This window comes from Delftia sp. WSY_16 (assembly GCF_043104415.1).
GTDB classification, from domain to species: domain Bacteria; phylum Pseudomonadota; class Gammaproteobacteria; order Burkholderiales; family Burkholderiaceae_C; genus Comamonas; species Comamonas tsuruhatensis.
In genome coordinates this window covers 159,843-174,460 of record NZ_JBICKS010000037.1, presented here as the reverse complement: position 1 = coordinate 174,460, position 14,618 = coordinate 159,843, and the positions used below count along the sequence as shown (strand labels likewise).

General features: G+C 69.9%; 14 protein-coding genes. 13 read left to right on the top strand and 1 reads right to left on the bottom strand.

From position 1 onward, the window contains the following. The first annotated feature begins 5 nt into the window (after positions 1-5). The 11 genes from ACF8O7_RS18760 (at position 6) to hutG (ending at position 12,662) form a co-directional block, all read left to right on the top strand. Entirely contained in the window at positions 6-890 is an 885-nt protein-coding gene (locus tag ACF8O7_RS18760; protein WP_016447378.1) for an ABC transporter permease, read from the top strand. Then, entirely contained in the window at positions 890-1,669 is a 780-nt protein-coding gene (locus tag ACF8O7_RS18755; protein WP_012202086.1) for an ABC transporter ATP-binding protein, read from the top strand. Before ACF8O7_RS18760 ends, ACF8O7_RS18755 begins: the two co-directional genes overlap by 1 nt. 26 nt (positions 1,670-1,695) lie before the next feature. Continuing rightward, on the top strand, positions 1,696-2,466 hold the full coding sequence (gene hutC, locus ACF8O7_RS18750; RefSeq protein ID WP_026062963.1) for a histidine utilization repressor: 771 nt from the start codon (positions 1,696-1,698) through the stop codon (positions 2,464-2,466). Positions 2,467-2,579: 113 nt separating this feature from the next. Beyond that, positions 2,580-4,151: a histidine ammonia-lyase gene (hutH, locus tag ACF8O7_RS18745; RefSeq protein ID WP_046240484.1), complete on the top strand. Its 1,572-nt coding sequence runs from the start codon at positions 2,580-2,582 to the stop codon at positions 4,149-4,151. 39 nt (positions 4,152-4,190) lie between these two features. Next, positions 4,191-5,924 carry a urocanate hydratase gene (hutU, locus tag ACF8O7_RS18740; protein WP_016447381.1) on the top strand — a complete coding sequence of 578 codons (1,734 nt, stop codon included), beginning with the start codon at positions 4,191-4,193 and terminating at the stop codon, positions 5,922-5,924. A gap of 23 nt (positions 5,925-5,947) precedes the next feature. Next, on the top strand, positions 5,948-6,508 hold the full coding sequence (locus ACF8O7_RS18735) for a HutD family protein (protein ID WP_126311576.1): 561 nt from the start codon (positions 5,948-5,950) through the stop codon (positions 6,506-6,508). Between the two features lie 29 nt (positions 6,509-6,537). Further along, positions 6,538-7,845 carry an imidazolonepropionase gene (gene hutI / locus ACF8O7_RS18730; RefSeq protein WP_126311577.1) on the top strand — a complete coding sequence of 436 codons (1,308 nt, stop codon included), beginning with the start codon at positions 6,538-6,540 and terminating at the stop codon, positions 7,843-7,845. Between the two features lie 11 nt (positions 7,846-7,856). After that, entirely contained in the window at positions 7,857-9,245 is a 1,389-nt protein-coding gene (locus ACF8O7_RS18725) for an FAD-binding oxidoreductase (RefSeq protein WP_126311578.1), read from the top strand. Further along, a complete protein-coding gene (locus tag ACF8O7_RS18720) occupies positions 9,242-10,387 on the top strand; it encodes a histidinol-phosphate transaminase (protein WP_126311579.1) in 1,146 nt (381 codons plus the stop codon). The genes ACF8O7_RS18725 and ACF8O7_RS18720 overlap by 4 nt, the downstream gene beginning before the upstream one ends. Continuing rightward, entirely contained in the window at positions 10,384-11,784 is a 1,401-nt protein-coding gene (locus ACF8O7_RS18715; protein WP_126311580.1) for a formimidoylglutamate deiminase, read from the top strand. The genes ACF8O7_RS18720 and ACF8O7_RS18715 overlap by 4 nt, the downstream gene beginning before the upstream one ends. 14 nt (positions 11,785-11,798) lie before the next feature. Beyond that, positions 11,799-12,662 carry an N-formylglutamate deformylase gene (gene hutG / locus ACF8O7_RS18710; protein ID WP_126311581.1) on the top strand — a complete coding sequence of 288 codons (864 nt, stop codon included), beginning with the start codon at positions 11,799-11,801 and terminating at the stop codon, positions 12,660-12,662. On the opposite strand, the gene soxR is transcribed toward hutG, so the two are convergent. Beyond that, on the bottom strand, positions 12,663-13,166 hold the full coding sequence (gene soxR, locus ACF8O7_RS18705; protein WP_012202096.1) for a redox-sensitive transcriptional activator SoxR: 504 nt from the start codon (positions 13,164-13,166) through the stop codon (positions 12,663-12,665). It abuts the gene before it with no gap. A 224-nt stretch (positions 13,167-13,390) separates the two neighbouring features. Between soxR and ACF8O7_RS18700 the strand changes: the two genes are divergently transcribed. Both ACF8O7_RS18700 and ACF8O7_RS18695 read left to right on the top strand, forming a co-directional pair. Continuing rightward, positions 13,391-13,774, top strand: a complete 384-nt coding sequence (locus ACF8O7_RS18700; protein ID WP_016447388.1) for a hypothetical protein — start codon at positions 13,391-13,393, stop codon at positions 13,772-13,774. Between the two features lie 31 nt (positions 13,775-13,805). After that, positions 13,806-14,618, top strand: a complete 813-nt coding sequence (locus ACF8O7_RS18695; protein ID WP_016447389.1) for a helix-turn-helix domain-containing protein — start codon at positions 13,806-13,808, stop codon at positions 14,616-14,618.

The following is a 14,618-nucleotide window of genomic DNA, read 5'->3' as shown; positions in this document are numbered from 1 at the left end:
TGACCATGCAAGCCGCATCCACTTCCGCAGTCCAGCCGGCTAACAAGCCCATGACCCACGCCACACCGCACGCTCCCGCGCCCGCCGCGGCGCCAGCCCCCGTCCGCCGCCGCCGCATGGCGCCGCTGGAGCCCGTCAGCCCCACGGCCAAGTGGGTGCTGGGTGTGGCCTTCTTCGTGCTGTTCTTTCTCGTCTGGGCGGCTGTGACGCTGGGCGGCTTCGTCTCCCCGACCTTCCTGGCCAGCCCCATGACCATGGCGCGCGAGGGCGTGCTGCTGTTCACCGAGTACGGCTTCCTGCACGACATCGGCATGACGGTCTGGCGCGTGATGGGCGGCTTCATCCTGGCCTCGGTCGTGGCCGTGCCCCTGGGCATCGCCATGGGCGCCTGGAAGCCGGTCGAGGCCTTCTTCGAGCCCTTTGTCTCGTTCTGCCGCTACCTGCCGGCCTCGGCCTTCATCCCGCTGCTGATCCTGTGGGCCGGCGTGGGCGAGACGCAGAAGCTGCTGGTCATCTTCATCGGCTCGGTGTTCCAGATCACGCTGATGGTGGCCGTGACCGTGGGCGGCGCACGCAAGGACCTGGTGGAGGCCGCCTACACGCTGGGCGCCTCCAACACCGGCGTGGTGCGCCGCGTGCTGATCCCGGGCGCCGCGCCCGGCATTGCCGAGACGCTGCGCCTGGTGCTGGGCTGGGCCTGGACCTATGTGATCGTGGCCGAGCTGATCGGCTCGTCCTCGGGCATCGGCCACATGATCACCGACAGCCAGGCGCTGCTGAACACGGGCCAGATCATCTTCGGCATCATCGTGATCGGCCTCATCGGCCTGGTGTCCGATTTCATCTTCAAATCGCTGAACCGTCGCATGTTCGAGTGGAGCACCCTGTGATGAATCTGCTGTCCATTCAAGGTGTTTCGCGCACCTTCACCAGCCACAAGGGCACGAGCACGCAGGCCTTGCTGCCTGTGGATTTCGAGGTCCGCGAGAACGACTTCGTCACCATCCTCGGCCCCTCGGGCTGCGGCAAGTCCACCATGCTGCGCATTGCGGCGGGGCTGGATTTCCCGACCACGGGCCAGGTGCTGCTGGACGGCCGCGCCGTGGACGGGCCGGGCGCCGACCGCGGCATGGTGTTCCAGAGCTACACGCTGTTCCCGTGGCTGACGGTGGCCCAGAACATCCGCTTCGGCCTGCGCGAGAAGGGCGTGAGCGAGGCGCTGCAAAAGGAGCGCAGCGACTACTTCATCGCCAAGGTGGGGCTGCGCGGCTTCGAGAACCACTTTCCCAAGCAGTTGTCGGGCGGCATGCAGCAGCGCACGGCCATTGCGCGCGCGCTGGCCAACGATCCCAAGATCCTGCTCATGGACGAGCCCTTCGGCGCACTCGACAACCAGACCCGCGTGCTCATGCAGGAGCTGCTGCTGGGCATCTGGGAGGCCGAGCGCAAGACCGTGATGTTCGTCACCCACGACATCGACGAGGCCATCTTCATGGCCAACCGCGTGGCCGTGTTCAGCGCGCGCCCGGGCCGCATCAAGGCCGACATCCCCGTGAACCTGCCGCATCCGCGCCACTACACGGTCAAGACATCGCCCGAGTTCATGGAGCTGAAAGCCCGGCTGACCGAAGAGATTCGCGCAGAGTCGCTGGCTGCTGCTGCACACTGACGCTTTTCATGACCACTGCCCACACCATGTCTTCCCGCTCCACGGCTTCTCGTCTTTCCGCAACGACGGCGGAGGTGCCCATGGCCCTGTACCAGCAGGTCAAGGACCATGTGATGCGCAAGATCGCCGATGGCTCGCTGTCGGCCGGCGAGCGCGTGCCGTCCGAGCAGGAGCTGGTGCAGGAGTTCGGCGTGGCCCGCATGACGGCCAACCGCGCGCTGCGCGAGCTGGCCGAGCAGGGCGTGATCGTGCGGGTGGCGGGCGTGGGCTCCTTCGTGGCCGAGGAAAAGCCGCAGTCCACGCTGCTGCGCATCGCCAACATCGCCGAGGAAATCCGCCAGCGCGGCCATGACCACCGCTTCGAGCTGATCAGCGTGCGCCGCGAGTCGGCCTCGCCCGAGGCGGCGGCTTCGCTGCAGCTGTCCGCCGGCAGCTCGGTGTTCCACCTGCAGGGCGTGCATTTCGAGAACGACGTGCCCGTGCAGCTGGAAGACCGCCATGTGAACCCGCGCATGGCGCCGGACTTCATGGAGCAGGACTTCTCGCTGATCCAGCCTTCGGTGTACCTGGTGCGCAACGTGCCCTTCGACCAGATCGAGCATGTGGTGGACGCCATGCTGCCCACGCCCGAGCAGGCACGCTGGCTGCAAATGGAGACCGACCAGCCCTGCCTGACGCTGACGCGCCGCACCTGGTACCTGGGCACGCCCGTGACCTGGGTGCACTGCGTGCATCCGGGCATGCGCTACCGGCTGGGCAGCCGCTTTCGCACCGACGGCGGATCGCACGACGGCTGAGGCCGGAAAGGCGGGGTTCCCGCTCTTGCGCTGTTCCGCTTCGATTGATATTGTATAGACAGGCATAGACATCAATCCTGGCACATCCTTCCAGACACCGACAGGGCATCACCATGAACACCATCACGACTCCCGGCCTCACCTCCCGTCCCGGCACCGCGCTGACGCTGCAGCCCGGCCAGGTCACCCTGGCCCAGCTGCGGGCCATACAGCAGGGCGGCGTGCGCCTGTCCATGGCGGCGCCCGCCTACGAGCGCATGCGCGCCGCCCAGGCCCATGTGCAGCACATCGTGGATGAGGACCAGGTCGTCTATGGCATCAACACCGGCTTCGGCAAGCTGGCCTCCACCAAGATCGCCCATGACCGCCTGGCCGAACTGCAGCGCAACCTGGTGCTGTCGCACAGCGTGGGCACGGGCGAGCCGCTGCCCGACGCCGTGGTGCGCCTGGTGCTGGCCACCAAGGCCGTGAGCCTGGCGCGCGGCCACTCGGGCGTGCGCCCCGAGCTGGTGGACGCGCTGCTGGCCCTGGCCAACGCCGACGTGCTGCCCGTGATTCCCGCCAAGGGCTCGGTGGGCGCCTCCGGCGACCTGGCGCCGCTGTCGCACCTGGCCTGCGTGCTGATCGGCGAAGGCCAGGCCAAGATCGATGGACAGGTGGTGTCCGGCGCCGAGGCCATGCGCCACGTGGGCCTGGAGCCCTTCGTGCTCGGCCCCAAGGAAGGGCTGGCCCTGCTCAACGGCACCCAGGTATCCACGGCCCTGGCCCTGGTGGGCCTGTTCCAGGGCGAGAGCGTGTTCGCGGCCGGCCTGGTGGCGGGCTGCCTGACGCTGGAGGCCATCAAGGGCTCGGTCAAGCCGTTCGACGCCCGCATCCACGAGGCGCGCGGCCAGCTTGGCCAGATCGCCGTGGCCGCCGCCGTGCGCGAACTGCTGGACGGCAGCGCCATCGACACCTCCCACCCCCACTGCGGCCGCGTGCAGGACCCGTACTCCATCCGCTGCGTGCCCCAGGTCATGGGCGCCTGCCTGGACAACCTCAGCCATGCGGCCCGCGTGCTGGTGATCGAGGCCAACGCCGCCTCGGACAACCCGCTGGTCTTCGACAACGGCGACGTGATCTCGGGCGGCAACTTCCATGCCGAGCCCGTGGCCTTCGCGGCCGACATCATCGCCCTGGCCCTGGCCGAGATCGGCGCCATCTCCGAGCGCCGCATGGCCCTGCTGCTGGACACCGGCCTGTCGGGCCTGCCGGCCTTCCTGATTGCCGACAGCGGCGTGAACTCGGGCTTCATGATCGCCCAGGTCACGGCCGCCGCCCTGGCTGCCGAGAACCAGTGCCTGGCTCATCCCAGCAGCGTCACCAGCCTGCCCACCTCGGCCAACCAGGAAGACCATGTCTCCATGGCCACCTACGGCGCGCGGCGCCTGGGCGAGATGGCGCGCAACACCGCCGTCATCGTGGGCGTGGAAGCCATGGCCGCCGCCCAGGGCATGGACTTCGACCGCAGCCTGAGCAGCTCCGAGCTGATCGAGGCGCAGTACGCGCTGATCCGCAGCCAGGTTCCGCACCTGGACCGTGACCGCTACCTGGCACCCGACATCGAAACCATGCGCCAGTGGGCGCTTGCCACGGACTGGCCCCAGGCCATCGTCCGCCACCTGCCCAGCCACCAGGCTGCCTGAACCCCGCAACCGCTCACCCTACGCACCCAGGAGATCGCCATGAACGCCAACGACGCCATCCTCAACGCCAACGCTGCCACGGCTGCCACCAATCCCCGCTATGACGCCAGCCGCGTCATCCGCGCCCCGCGCGGCAGCGAACTGCACTGCAAGAACTGGCTGGCCGAGGCCGCCTACCGCATGCTGCAGAACAACCTGGACCCCGACGTGGCCGAGAACCCCAAGGCCCTGGTGGTCTACGGCGGCATCGGCCGCGCGGCGCGCAACTGGGAGTGCTATGACCAGATCCTGGAGTCGCTGAAAAAGCTGGAGGCCGACGAGTCGCTGCTGATCCAGTCGGGTAAGCCCGTGGGCGTGTTCAAGACGCACGAGAACGCACCGCGCGTGCTGCTGGCCAACTCCAACCTCGTTCCCCAGTGGGCGAATTGGGAGCACTTCAACGAGCTCGACCAGAAGGGCCTGTTCATGTACGGCCAGATGACGGCCGGCAGCTGGATCTACATCGGTGCCCAGGGCATCGTGCAGGGCACGTTCGAGACCTTCGTCGAGGCCGGCCGCCAGCACTACAACAACGACCTCACGGGCAAGTGGATCCTCACGGCGGGCCTGGGCGGCATGGGCGGTGCCCAGCCCCTGGCCGGCGTGCTGGCCGGTGCCTGCGTGCTGGCCATCGAATGCCAGCAAAGCAGCATCGACTTCCGCCTGCGCACGCGCTACCTGGACAAGCAGGCGCGCGACATCGACCACGCGCTGGAGCTCATCGCCCAGCACACGGCCGCGGGCGAGGCCATCTCCATCGGCCTGCTGGGCAATGCCGCCGAAATCCTGCCCGAGCTGGTGCGCCGCGCAAAGGCCGGCGGCGCCCGCCCCGACATCGTGACCGACCAAACCTCCGCCCATGACCTGATCAACGGCTACCTGCCCGTGGGCTGGACCGTGGACGAGTGGCGTGCCGCCGCGGCAGACCCGTCGCGCCATGCCCAGCTCAAGGCCGCCGCCGCCCAGGGCTGCGCCCAGCACGTGCAGGCCATGCTGGACTTCCAGGCCATGGGCATTCCCACGGTGGACTACGGCAACAACATCCGCCAGGTGGCCCTGGACCAGGGCGTGAAGAACGCCTTCGACTTCCCCGGCTTCGTGCCCGCCTACATCCGGCCGCTGTTTTGCGAGGGCAAGGGCCCGTTCCGCTGGGTGGCCCTGTCAGGCGACCCCGAGGACATCTACAAGACCGACGCCAAGATCAAGGAACTGTTCCCCGACAACAAGCACACCCACCGCTGGCTGGACATGGCGCGCGAGCGCATCAGCTTCCAGGGCCTGCCCGCGCGCATCTGCTGGCTGGGCCTGGGCGAGCGCCACAAGGCGGCCCTGGCCTTCAACGAGATGGTGAAGAACGGCGAACTCAAGGCCCCCATCGTGATCGGCCGCGACCACCTGGACTGCGGCTCGGTGGCCAGCCCCAACCGCGAGACCGAATCCATGAAGGACGGCACGGACGCCGTCAGCGACTGGCCGCTGCTCAACGCCCTGCTCAACACCGCAGGCGGCGCCACCTGGGTCAGCCTGCACCACGGCGGCGGCGTGGGCATGGGCTACTCCCAGCATGCGGGCGTGGTCATCGTGGCCGACGGTACGGACGAGGCCGCCGCCCGCCTGGGCCGCGTGCTCTGGAACGATCCGGCCACCGGCGTGATGCGCCATGCGGATGCGGGCTACGACATTGCCGTGGCGGCCGCCAAGCGCCATCAGCTGAACCTGCCCATGGTCAAGTGAGCCGCTTGCAGGACACCACGGCCATGCAGCGTTTCGACCTGAACCAGATCGCCGCCAGCCCCTGGAAGAACGGGGGCGGCAGCACGCGCGAGATCGCCTGCTGGCCGCCCGGGGCCGGCATGGAGGCCTTTGGCTGGCGCATCAGCGTGGCCACCATTGACCAGCCCGGCCCGTTCTCGGCCTTTGCGGGCGTGGACCGGCAGATCATGCTGCTCGATGGCGACGGCGTGCACCTGCGCGGCGAAGGCATCGACCATGTGCTGGACGCGCGCTGGCAGCCGTTTGCCTTCTCCGGCGATGTGGCGCTGGGCTGCTCGCTGCTGGGCGGCACTTCCACCGACTTCAACGTGATGGCGCGGCGCGGCCGGTGGCGGGCGCAGGTTCAGGTGCTGGACAGCGCTGCCGACGCCGGCCGCGCCGACGCCGGCCTGTGCATGGTGCTGCAGGGCAACTGGCAGACGGATGGCGCTGCGCTCATCCCCGGCCAGGGCCTGTGGTGGAGCGCGCAGCAGCCCGACCCGCAGCAGCTGGTGCCGCAGACCGACGACGCGCGGCTGGTGCAGGTGCTGCTGCAAGCCTGCTGACGACCCACGACATCCAAGGAATCCCCCCCATGACCGAGCCCCACGCACCCGCTTCTGCATCCGCTTCTGCACCTGCTTCCGCACTCGCTCCATCCTCCTCGGCCGACGGCTGCTGGCAGAACCTGCGCCTGGCGCCTGACATGTTCGAGGCCGGCCAGGCCGTGGGTGATGGCGAGGATGCCTGCATCGTGGTGCAGCAGGGCCGCGTGGCCTGGGTGGGGCCGCAGCAGGCCCTGCCGCCCGCATATGCGTCCCTGCCGCGCCATGACGGCCAGGGCATGCTGGCCACGCCGGGCCTGGTCGATTGCCACACCCACCTGGTCTATGGCGGCGAGCGCGCCAACGAATTCGCCATGCGCCTGGACGGCGCCAGCTACGAGGAAGTGGCACGCGCCGGCGGCGGCATCGTCTCCAGCGTGCGTGCCACGCGCGAGGCCAGCGAGGACGAGCTGTTCGCCCAGGCCCTGCCGCGCCTGCAGCAGCTGCTGGACGAGGGCGTCTGCGCCATCGAGATCAAGTCGGGCTACGGCCTGGCGCTGGAACACGAGCGCAAGCAGCTGCGCGTGGCCCGGCGCCTGGGCCAGGCCCTGGGCGTGACCGTGCGCACCACCTTCCTGGGCGCGCATGCGCTGCCGCCCGAGTACGCAGGGCGCAGCCAGGACTACATCGACCTGGTCGCCGGCACCATGCTGCCCGCGCTGGCGGCCGAGGGCCTGGTCGATGCGGTCGATGTGTTCTGCGAGCGCATCGCCTTCTCGTTGGCCGAGACCGAGCAGGTCTTCCAGGCCGCACGCGGCCTGGGCCTGCCCGTCAAGCTGCATGCCGAGCAGCTGTCGAACATGGAGGGGGCGGCCCTCGCGGCCCGCTATGGCGCGCTGTCGTGCGACCACATCGAGCACCTGTCGGAAACAGGCATCGCCGCCATGCGCGGCGCGGGTTCCGTGGCCGTGCTGCTGCCCGGCGCCTATTACACGCTGCGTGACACCCACATGCCGCCCATCGCGGGCCTGCGTGCCGCGGGCGTTCCCATGGCCGTCTCTACCGATCACAATCCGGGCACCTCCCCCTGCCTGAGCCTTTTGCTCATGGCCAACATGGCCTGCACCCTGTTCCGGCTCACCGTGCCCGAGGCCCTGGCGGGCATCACCCGCCATGCCGCGCGCGCCCTGGGCCTGCAGGACGAGCATGGCCTGATCGCGGCCGGCCGTCCTGCCCACTTCGTGCTCTGGCCCGTGCGCCATGCGGCCGAGCTGGCCTACTGGTTCGGCAGCAAGCCTGACTGCACCATCGTGCGCCAGGGCCGCATCGTGCGGACCCGCGGGCAGGGGAGCCACTGAAAGCCTGTCCCATGCCCCATGCACTGTTTCTCGATGAATTGATTTCCACCCTGGGCGCCGAAGTGGCGCAGCGCGGCGACGATGTGCCCGCGCGCTACCACACCGACTGGAGCGGCACGCCGCCCCAGCGCCCGCTGGCCCTGGTGCGCCCGCGCAGCACCGACGAGGTCAGCGCGCTCATGCGCCTGTGCACGGCCCACCGCGTGCCTGTCGTGCCCCAGGGCGGGCTCACGGGCCTGGCCGGTGCGGCCGTGCCCGTGGCGGGTGCCGTGGCCGTCTCCATGGAGCGCATGAATGCCATCGAGGACGTGAACGCGCGCACCGCGCTGATGACCGTGCAGGCCGGCGCCACGCTGCAGGCCGGGCAGGAGGCGGCCGTGGCCGCAGGCATGGTCTTCGGCGTGGACCTGGGCGCGCGCGGCAGCTGCCAGATCGGCGGCAACGTGGCCACCAATGCGGGCGGCAACGGCGTGCTGCAGCACGGCATGATGCGCGAGCAGGTGCTGGGCCTGGAGGTGGTGCTGGCCGACGGCACGGTGCTGCCCATGCTGCGCCCCATGCTCAAGAACAACACGGGCTACGACCTCAAGCAGTTCTTCATCGGCTCGGAGGGCACGCTGGGCATCGTCACGCGCGTGCTGCTGCGCCTGCGCCCCGCGCCCCAGGCCCGCGCCACGGCCCTGGTGGCCGTGCCGGACTTCGATGCGGCGCTGTCCGTGCTCTCGCGCATGCAGTCGCGCTTTGGCAACGGCGTGGCGGCCTTCGAGCTGATGTGGGACAGCTTCATCCAGGCCTCCATCCGCTGGCAGAAGCTGCAGCCGCCGTTTGGCCAGGCGCATGCGCTGCTGGCCCTGATCGATGTGGACGGCAAGGACGAGGCCACGCTGCGCGCCGACGTGGAAGAGGCCCTGGGCGAGGCCATGGAGGCCGGCGAGGTGGCCGATGCCGTCATCGCCCAATCCGTGGCACAGGCGCGCCAGCTGTGGAAGCTGCGCGAGGCGCCGGCCGAGCTCAACACGAACATGCATCCGCCCGTGAACTTCGACGTCAGCCTGCCCCAGGCCGACATCGGCCGCTTTGCCGATGCCTGCCGCGCCGCGTTCGACGCGCGCTGGCCCGGCCACCACACGCTGTTCTTCGGCCATGTGGGCGACGGCAACCTGCATGTCTCGGTGGACGGTGCCACCGCCAACGGCGACTGCGAAGGCGTCGAGGCCGCGCTGTACCACCTGGTCGGCGAGTTCGGCGGCAGCGTCTCGGCCGAGCACGGCATCGGCCTGCACAAGAAGCCCTATCTCGGCGCCAGCCGCACGCCGGCCGAACTGGCCGTGATGCGCGCCATCAAGCAGGCGCTGGACCCCCTGCATCTGTTCAACCCCGGCAAGGTATTCGACCTATGAACGCTCCCGCCCTCCACGCGATCCACACCCTGGCACGCCCCGAAGTGCCGCCGCTGCCGCCCTACAACGCAGGCCTGTCCTCCGAGGCCGTGCGGGCGCGCTACGGCGTCACCGAGATCGCGCGGCTGGCGAGCAACGAGAACCCCTTTGGCGCCAGCCCCGCCGTGGCCCGCGCCCTGGCCGACCTGGCCCTGCATGTGGGCACCTATCCCGATGCGCAATGCACGGCACTGCGCGCGGCCATCGCAGCGCGTACCGGCGTGCCGGCCGAGGCCATTGCCGTGGGCAACGGCTCCGAGGACATCCTGCAGATGCTGTGCCAGGCGTTTCTCTCGCCCGGCGACCGCGTGCTCACCCAGCGCCCGGCCTTCGGCCTGCACGAGATCTACCCGCGCATGATGGGCGCCCGCGTCGAGCTGCTGGAGCTGACGCCCGCGCTGGGCTTCGATGTCGATGCCTGGTGCCAGGCGCTGGCGCGCGGCCCCAAGATCGCCATGCTGGCCAATCCCTCCAATCCCGTGGGCTGCATGTTCAGCGCCCGCGATTTCGCGCGCCTGCTGGACGCCACGCCGCCGCAGACCCTGCTGGTGGTGGACGAGGCCTACTACGAGTACGCCCTGCACGCCGACGGCTACCCAGACGTGCTGGCCCTGCTGCGCGGCCGCGCCATGCCCTGGATCGTGCTGCGCACCTTCTCCAAGGCCTGGGGCCTGGCGGGCCTGCGCGTGGGCTACGGACTGGCCAGCGACGCGGCCCTGGTGCAACTGCTGGACCGCGTGCGCACGCCCTTCAACGTCAACCAGGCCGCCCAGGCGGCGGCGCTGGCGGCCTGGGGCGACGAGGGCTTCATGCAGCGCGGCGTGGCCGAGACCGTGCGCCTGCGCGATGTGCTGGCGCAGCGGCTGGCCGCCCTGCCTGCCCTGCCCGCACTTCGGATAGCGCCTTCGGCCGCCAACTTCCTGTTCATCGACATCGGCCGCCCCAACGGCCCCGTGAACGAGGCGCTGCTGGCCCGGGGCCTGATCGTCAAGCCCTGGAAGGAGCCGGGCTTCGAGCACTTCATCCGCGTCTCCGTGGGCACCGAGGCCGACAACGAACGCTTCGTGCGCGCGCTGGCCGACATCCTGGAGGCCGGGCAATGAGCGGCATCGACCCGACACACGACAGCCGCACGCTGTTCGCCGAGCATGCGCTGCTGCCCACGGGCTGGGCGCGCAATGTGCTGCTGCGCTGGGATGGCGCAGGGCGCCTGCTGGCCGTACAGGCCGACGCCCCGTCCGGCAGCGCGCCGCGCGCGCCCGGCCCCGTGCTGCCCGGCATGCCCAACCTGCACTCGCATGCCTTCCAGCGCGCCTTTGCGGGCCTGACCGAATACCGCGCCGAGGCCCAGGACAGCTTCTGGAGCTGGCGCGACCTCATGTACCGCTTTGCCGCGCGCATCACGCCCGAGTCGCTGGAGGCCATCGCCACCTGGCTGTACGTGGAGATGCTGGAGGCCGGCTACACCTCGGTCTGCGAATTCCACTACGTGCACCACGACCGGGATGGCCGGCCCTACGCCGACGACGCCACGCTGTCCCTGGCCCTGCTGCGCGCCGCGCGCAAGGCCGGCATGGGCATCACCCTGCTGCCCGTGCTCTACCAGACCAGCGGCTTCGGCGGCAAGCCGCCGCGCGCCGACCAGGCGCGCTTCATCCGCAGCACCGACAGCATGCTGGCCCTGCTGCAGCGCCTGCTGCCCGAGGCGCGCGCACAAGGCGCGGCCCTGGGCCTGGCGCCCCACTCGCTGCGCGCCGTGCCGCCCGACAGCCTGCGCGTGGCCGTGGAGGGCCTGACGGCGCTGGACGCGCGCGCGCCCCTCCACATCCACATTGCCGAGCAGACCCAGGAGGTGGACGACTGCCTGGCCTGGAGCGGCCAGCGCCCCGTGCAATGGCTGCTGGAGCACGCCCCCGTGGACGCACGCTGGTGCCTGGTCCACGCCACCCACATGACGCCCGGCGAATACGCGGGCGCCGCGCGCAGCGGCGCCGTGGCCGGCATCTGCCCCACCACCGAGGCCAACCTGGGCGATGGCATCTTCGACATGCCGCAATGGCTGGGTCACGGCGGTGCCTGGGGCGTGGGCTCGGACAGCCATGCCTGCGTCAACGCGGCCGAGGAACTGCTGATGCTCGAATACAGCCAGCGCCTGTCGCTGCGCCAGCGCAACGTGCTGGCCGGCCCCGACCCGCAGGTGGGCACCGCGCTGTGGACCGCCGCCGTGCAGGGCGGTGCCCAGGCCGCAGGCCGCCCCGTGGCCGGGCTGGCCGTGGGCCAGCAGGCCGACTTCCTGGCGCTGGACGCAGACCATGTGGCGCTGGCCGGCCTGCCGGTGCAGGCCATGGTCTCGGCCCATGTCTTCGGCAGCCACCGCAGCAGCGCCCTGCACAGCCTGTGGGTGGGCGGAGAGCGCCGCGTGCAGGCCGGCCGGCATGCGCTGCACGAGGCGGCAGCCCGCGGCTTTGTCGCGGCCCGCGCGGCCACCCTGCAATCCTGAGGCCCCCGCATGCCATGGGCCCGCGAAACCCGCCAGAAACGTTCCAGAATCACGCCATGACCGATACCGCTCCCCCTCCCTTCGTCTTCCACCAGGGCACGGCGCCGCTGCTGATCTCCATGCCGCATGCGGGCACCCATGTGCCGCCCGACATCGCCGCGCGCCTGACCGAGGAAGCCCGCCACGTGCCCGACACCGACTGGCACCTGCCGCGCCTGTACGAGTTCGCCAGGGCCATGGGCGCCTCCATCCTCGTGGCCACGCATTCGCGCTATGTGGTGGACCTGAACCGTCCGCCCGATGGCGCCAGCCTCTACCCGGGCCAGAGCGTCACCGGCCTGTGCCCCGTGGACACCTTCGACGACACGCCGCTGTACGCCGACCCGGCCGATGTGCCCGCGGACGCCGAAATCGCCGCGCGCCGCGAAGCCATCTGGGGCCCGTACCACGCACAGCTGCGCGCCGAGCTCGACCGCCTCAAGGCCGTGCACGGCACCGTGGCGCTGTGGGACGCGCACTCCATCCGCTCGGTGCTGCCGCGTTTCTTCGAAGGCAAGCTGCCCGACCTGAACCTGGGCACCGGCAAGGGCACGAGCTGCGCGCTGGAACTGGCCGAGCATCTGCTGGCCATTGCGCAGACCGCGCCGGGCCACACCGCCATACTCAACGGCCGCTTCACGGGCGGCTACATCACGCGCCACTACGGCCAGCCCGAGGCCGGCATCCACGCCGTGCAGCTGGAGATGACGCAGTGCAGCTACATGCAGGAAGCGCTGCCCTTCGACTACCTTCCCGAGCGCGCCGAACAGATCCAGCCCACGCTGCAGCGCATGCTGCAGGCCGTGCTGGACTTCGTCACGACACGGCGCGTGTCCTGATCAGCCTTCGTCGTGGCAGTGGCCCGGGCAGGGCCCGCCCATGGCCACGGGCGGCGGGTCGCCCAGCCAGCGGCGCGGCCCGGGGCCGTTCTGTGCGCACAGGTCGCCGGGGTTGTGCAGCACGCAGTGGCGCAGCGACAGGCAGCCGCAGCCAATGCACTGGTCCAGGCTCTCGCTGAGCCGCTGCAGCTCGCCTATGCGGTCGTCCAGCCGCTGCTTCCAGACCCGCGACATCTTCTGCCAGTCCCCGCCCGTGGGGACATGGCGGCTGGGTAGCTTGGCCAGCTGCTCGGCGATCTCCTCCAGCGTGAAGCCTATGCGCTGGGCGAACACCACGAAGGCGATGCGCCGCAGCGACGAGCGGTGGTAGCGCCGGTGGCCGCTGGCGCTGCGCACGGACTCGATCAGGTTCAGCGACTCGTAAAAGCGCAGCGCCGAGGCCTTGACCCCGCTGCGCTGCGCCACGTCGCCGATGCTGAGCAGCGGATCATCCTCGGTTTTCATGGTGGCTTTCCTTCGTGGCTTGACTTCAAGTTCACTTGAACTCGAAGAATGCGGCCATTCTGAGCGAAAGCGCAGGAACAGGGCAACCGGGGCTTGTACCGCCCCTGCAGGCGTCCTGGCCGGACTGCGAAATTCTTTGGCCGAGTGCTGCAATGACGCAGCTGCCGTTCATTCATACAGTAATGGGTCTCATTTGTATTGAATGGCATCGGCCGGAGGTTTCCATGTACATCGACAGCAGCAGCTTTCCCCTGGTCCGCATGGGCTACGAGCGCGACAAGGCCGTGCCCGTGGACCGCTTGCTGGAGGACTTCTCGGCCCTGCTGGCCCGCGGCCAGGCCTTTGTCTTCTTCAGCGACGGCGACATGTCCCAGGAGGAGCGCTCGCCCGAGGAGCGCAAGCAGGTCGTGCTGTGGATGAAGGCCCGCCGCCCCGAGCTCAAAAGCCTGGTGCGCGCCCTGGTCCACGCCGAGCCCGATGCGCACAAGCGCGCCGAGGCCGAGGCCTTCGCACAGATGTTCGGCAAGGCCTGGGGCTATCCCATGCTGCTGGTGGCCTCCCCCGAGGAGGCGCAGCAGCGTGCACGGGAGCTGCTCGGGTCCGATTGATGACCGATTGACATGAACTGAGAGAAACACCATGAATGCCGTGGATTCCGCCCTGCTCAAAGTCCTGCCCGAGAGGTGGGATCCCGACCATGTGGACCGTCCCGTGATCGTCCTGCCGATGCGCTCGGGCCCGGGTGACTGGGCAATGGACTTCCATGCCCACCGCAAGAGCCAGCTCATGGTCACCAATGCGGGCCTGATCACGCTGGAGACCGAGGCCGGCGTCTGCGTGGTGCCGCCGCGCAGCGCCGCCTGGATTCCGGGCGGCACGCTGCACCGCGTCAGCTGCAGCGGTGCGGCCAGCGGCCATATCGTCTTTGTGGAATCCGGCGCGGCGCGCCCCGCGCCCGGCCCCTGCCATGCGCTGGCCGTCTCGCCCTTTCTGCATGCCCTGCTGGAGCGCGTGCAGGGCCTGCCGCAGGACTACGAGCCCGACAGCGGCGATGGCCGGCTCATGCAGGTCCTGCTCGATGAAATCCAGAACGCGCAGCCCGAGGGCCTGCACCTGCCCCTGCCGCGCGACCGCCGCCTGCGCCGCATGACCGGCGCCCTGTGCGAGCAGCCCCAGCTGCAGGCGCGGCTGGCCGACTGGGCCCAGCGCATCGGCATGAGCGAGCGCAGCATGACGCGGCTGTTCCTGGCCGAGACCGGCCTCACCGTCAACCAGTGGCGCCGCCAGCTGCATGTGCTCACCGCGCTGCAGCAGCTGTCCCAGGGGCTGCGCATCCAGACCGTGGCCGATGCCCTGGGATACGAAAGCGCACCGGCCTTCGTGACCATGTTCCGCAAGGCCGTGGGCACCTCGCCGCGCCGCTTTCTGGCACTGCGCAGCGCGGTGCGCTGA

Bases quoted from the DNA above. Each gene is read 5' to 3' on its own strand.
- hutC (WP_026062963.1), top strand. From the start codon at position 1,696: ATGTCTTCCCGCTCCACGGCTTCTCGTCTTTCCGCAACGACGGCGGAG.
- ACF8O7_RS18760 (WP_016447378.1), top strand. From the start codon at position 6: ATGCAAGCCGCATCCACTTCCGCAGTCCAGCCGGCTAACAAGCCCATG.
- hutI (WP_126311577.1), top strand. From the start codon at position 6,538: ATGACCGAGCCCCACGCACCCGCTTCTGCATCCGCTTCTGCACCTGCT.
- ACF8O7_RS18695 (WP_016447389.1), top strand. From the start codon at position 13,806: ATGAATGCCGTGGATTCCGCCCTGCTCAAAGTCCTGCCCGAGAGGTGG.
- ACF8O7_RS18700 (WP_016447388.1), top strand. From the start codon at position 13,391: ATGTACATCGACAGCAGCAGCTTTCCCCTGGTCCGCATGGGCTACGAG.
- soxR (WP_012202096.1), bottom strand. From the start codon at position 13,166: ATGAAAACCGAGGATGATCCGCTGCTCAGCATCGGCGACGTGGCGCAG.
- ACF8O7_RS18725 (WP_126311578.1), top strand. From the start codon at position 7,857: ATGCCCCATGCACTGTTTCTCGATGAATTGATTTCCACCCTGGGCGCC.
- hutU (WP_016447381.1), top strand. From the start codon at position 4,191: ATGAACGCCAACGACGCCATCCTCAACGCCAACGCTGCCACGGCTGCC.
- ACF8O7_RS18715 (WP_126311580.1), top strand. From the start codon at position 10,384: ATGAGCGGCATCGACCCGACACACGACAGCCGCACGCTGTTCGCCGAG.
- ACF8O7_RS18735 (WP_126311576.1), top strand. From the start codon at position 5,948: ATGCAGCGTTTCGACCTGAACCAGATCGCCGCCAGCCCCTGGAAGAAC.
- hutG (WP_126311581.1), top strand. From the start codon at position 11,799: ATGGGCCCGCGAAACCCGCCAGAAACGTTCCAGAATCACGCCATGACC.
- ACF8O7_RS18720 (WP_126311579.1), top strand. From the start codon at position 9,242: ATGAACGCTCCCGCCCTCCACGCGATCCACACCCTGGCACGCCCCGAA.
- hutH (WP_046240484.1), top strand. From the start codon at position 2,580: ATGAACACCATCACGACTCCCGGCCTCACCTCCCGTCCCGGCACCGCG.
- ACF8O7_RS18755 (WP_012202086.1), top strand. From the start codon at position 890: ATGAATCTGCTGTCCATTCAAGGTGTTTCGCGCACCTTCACCAGCCAC.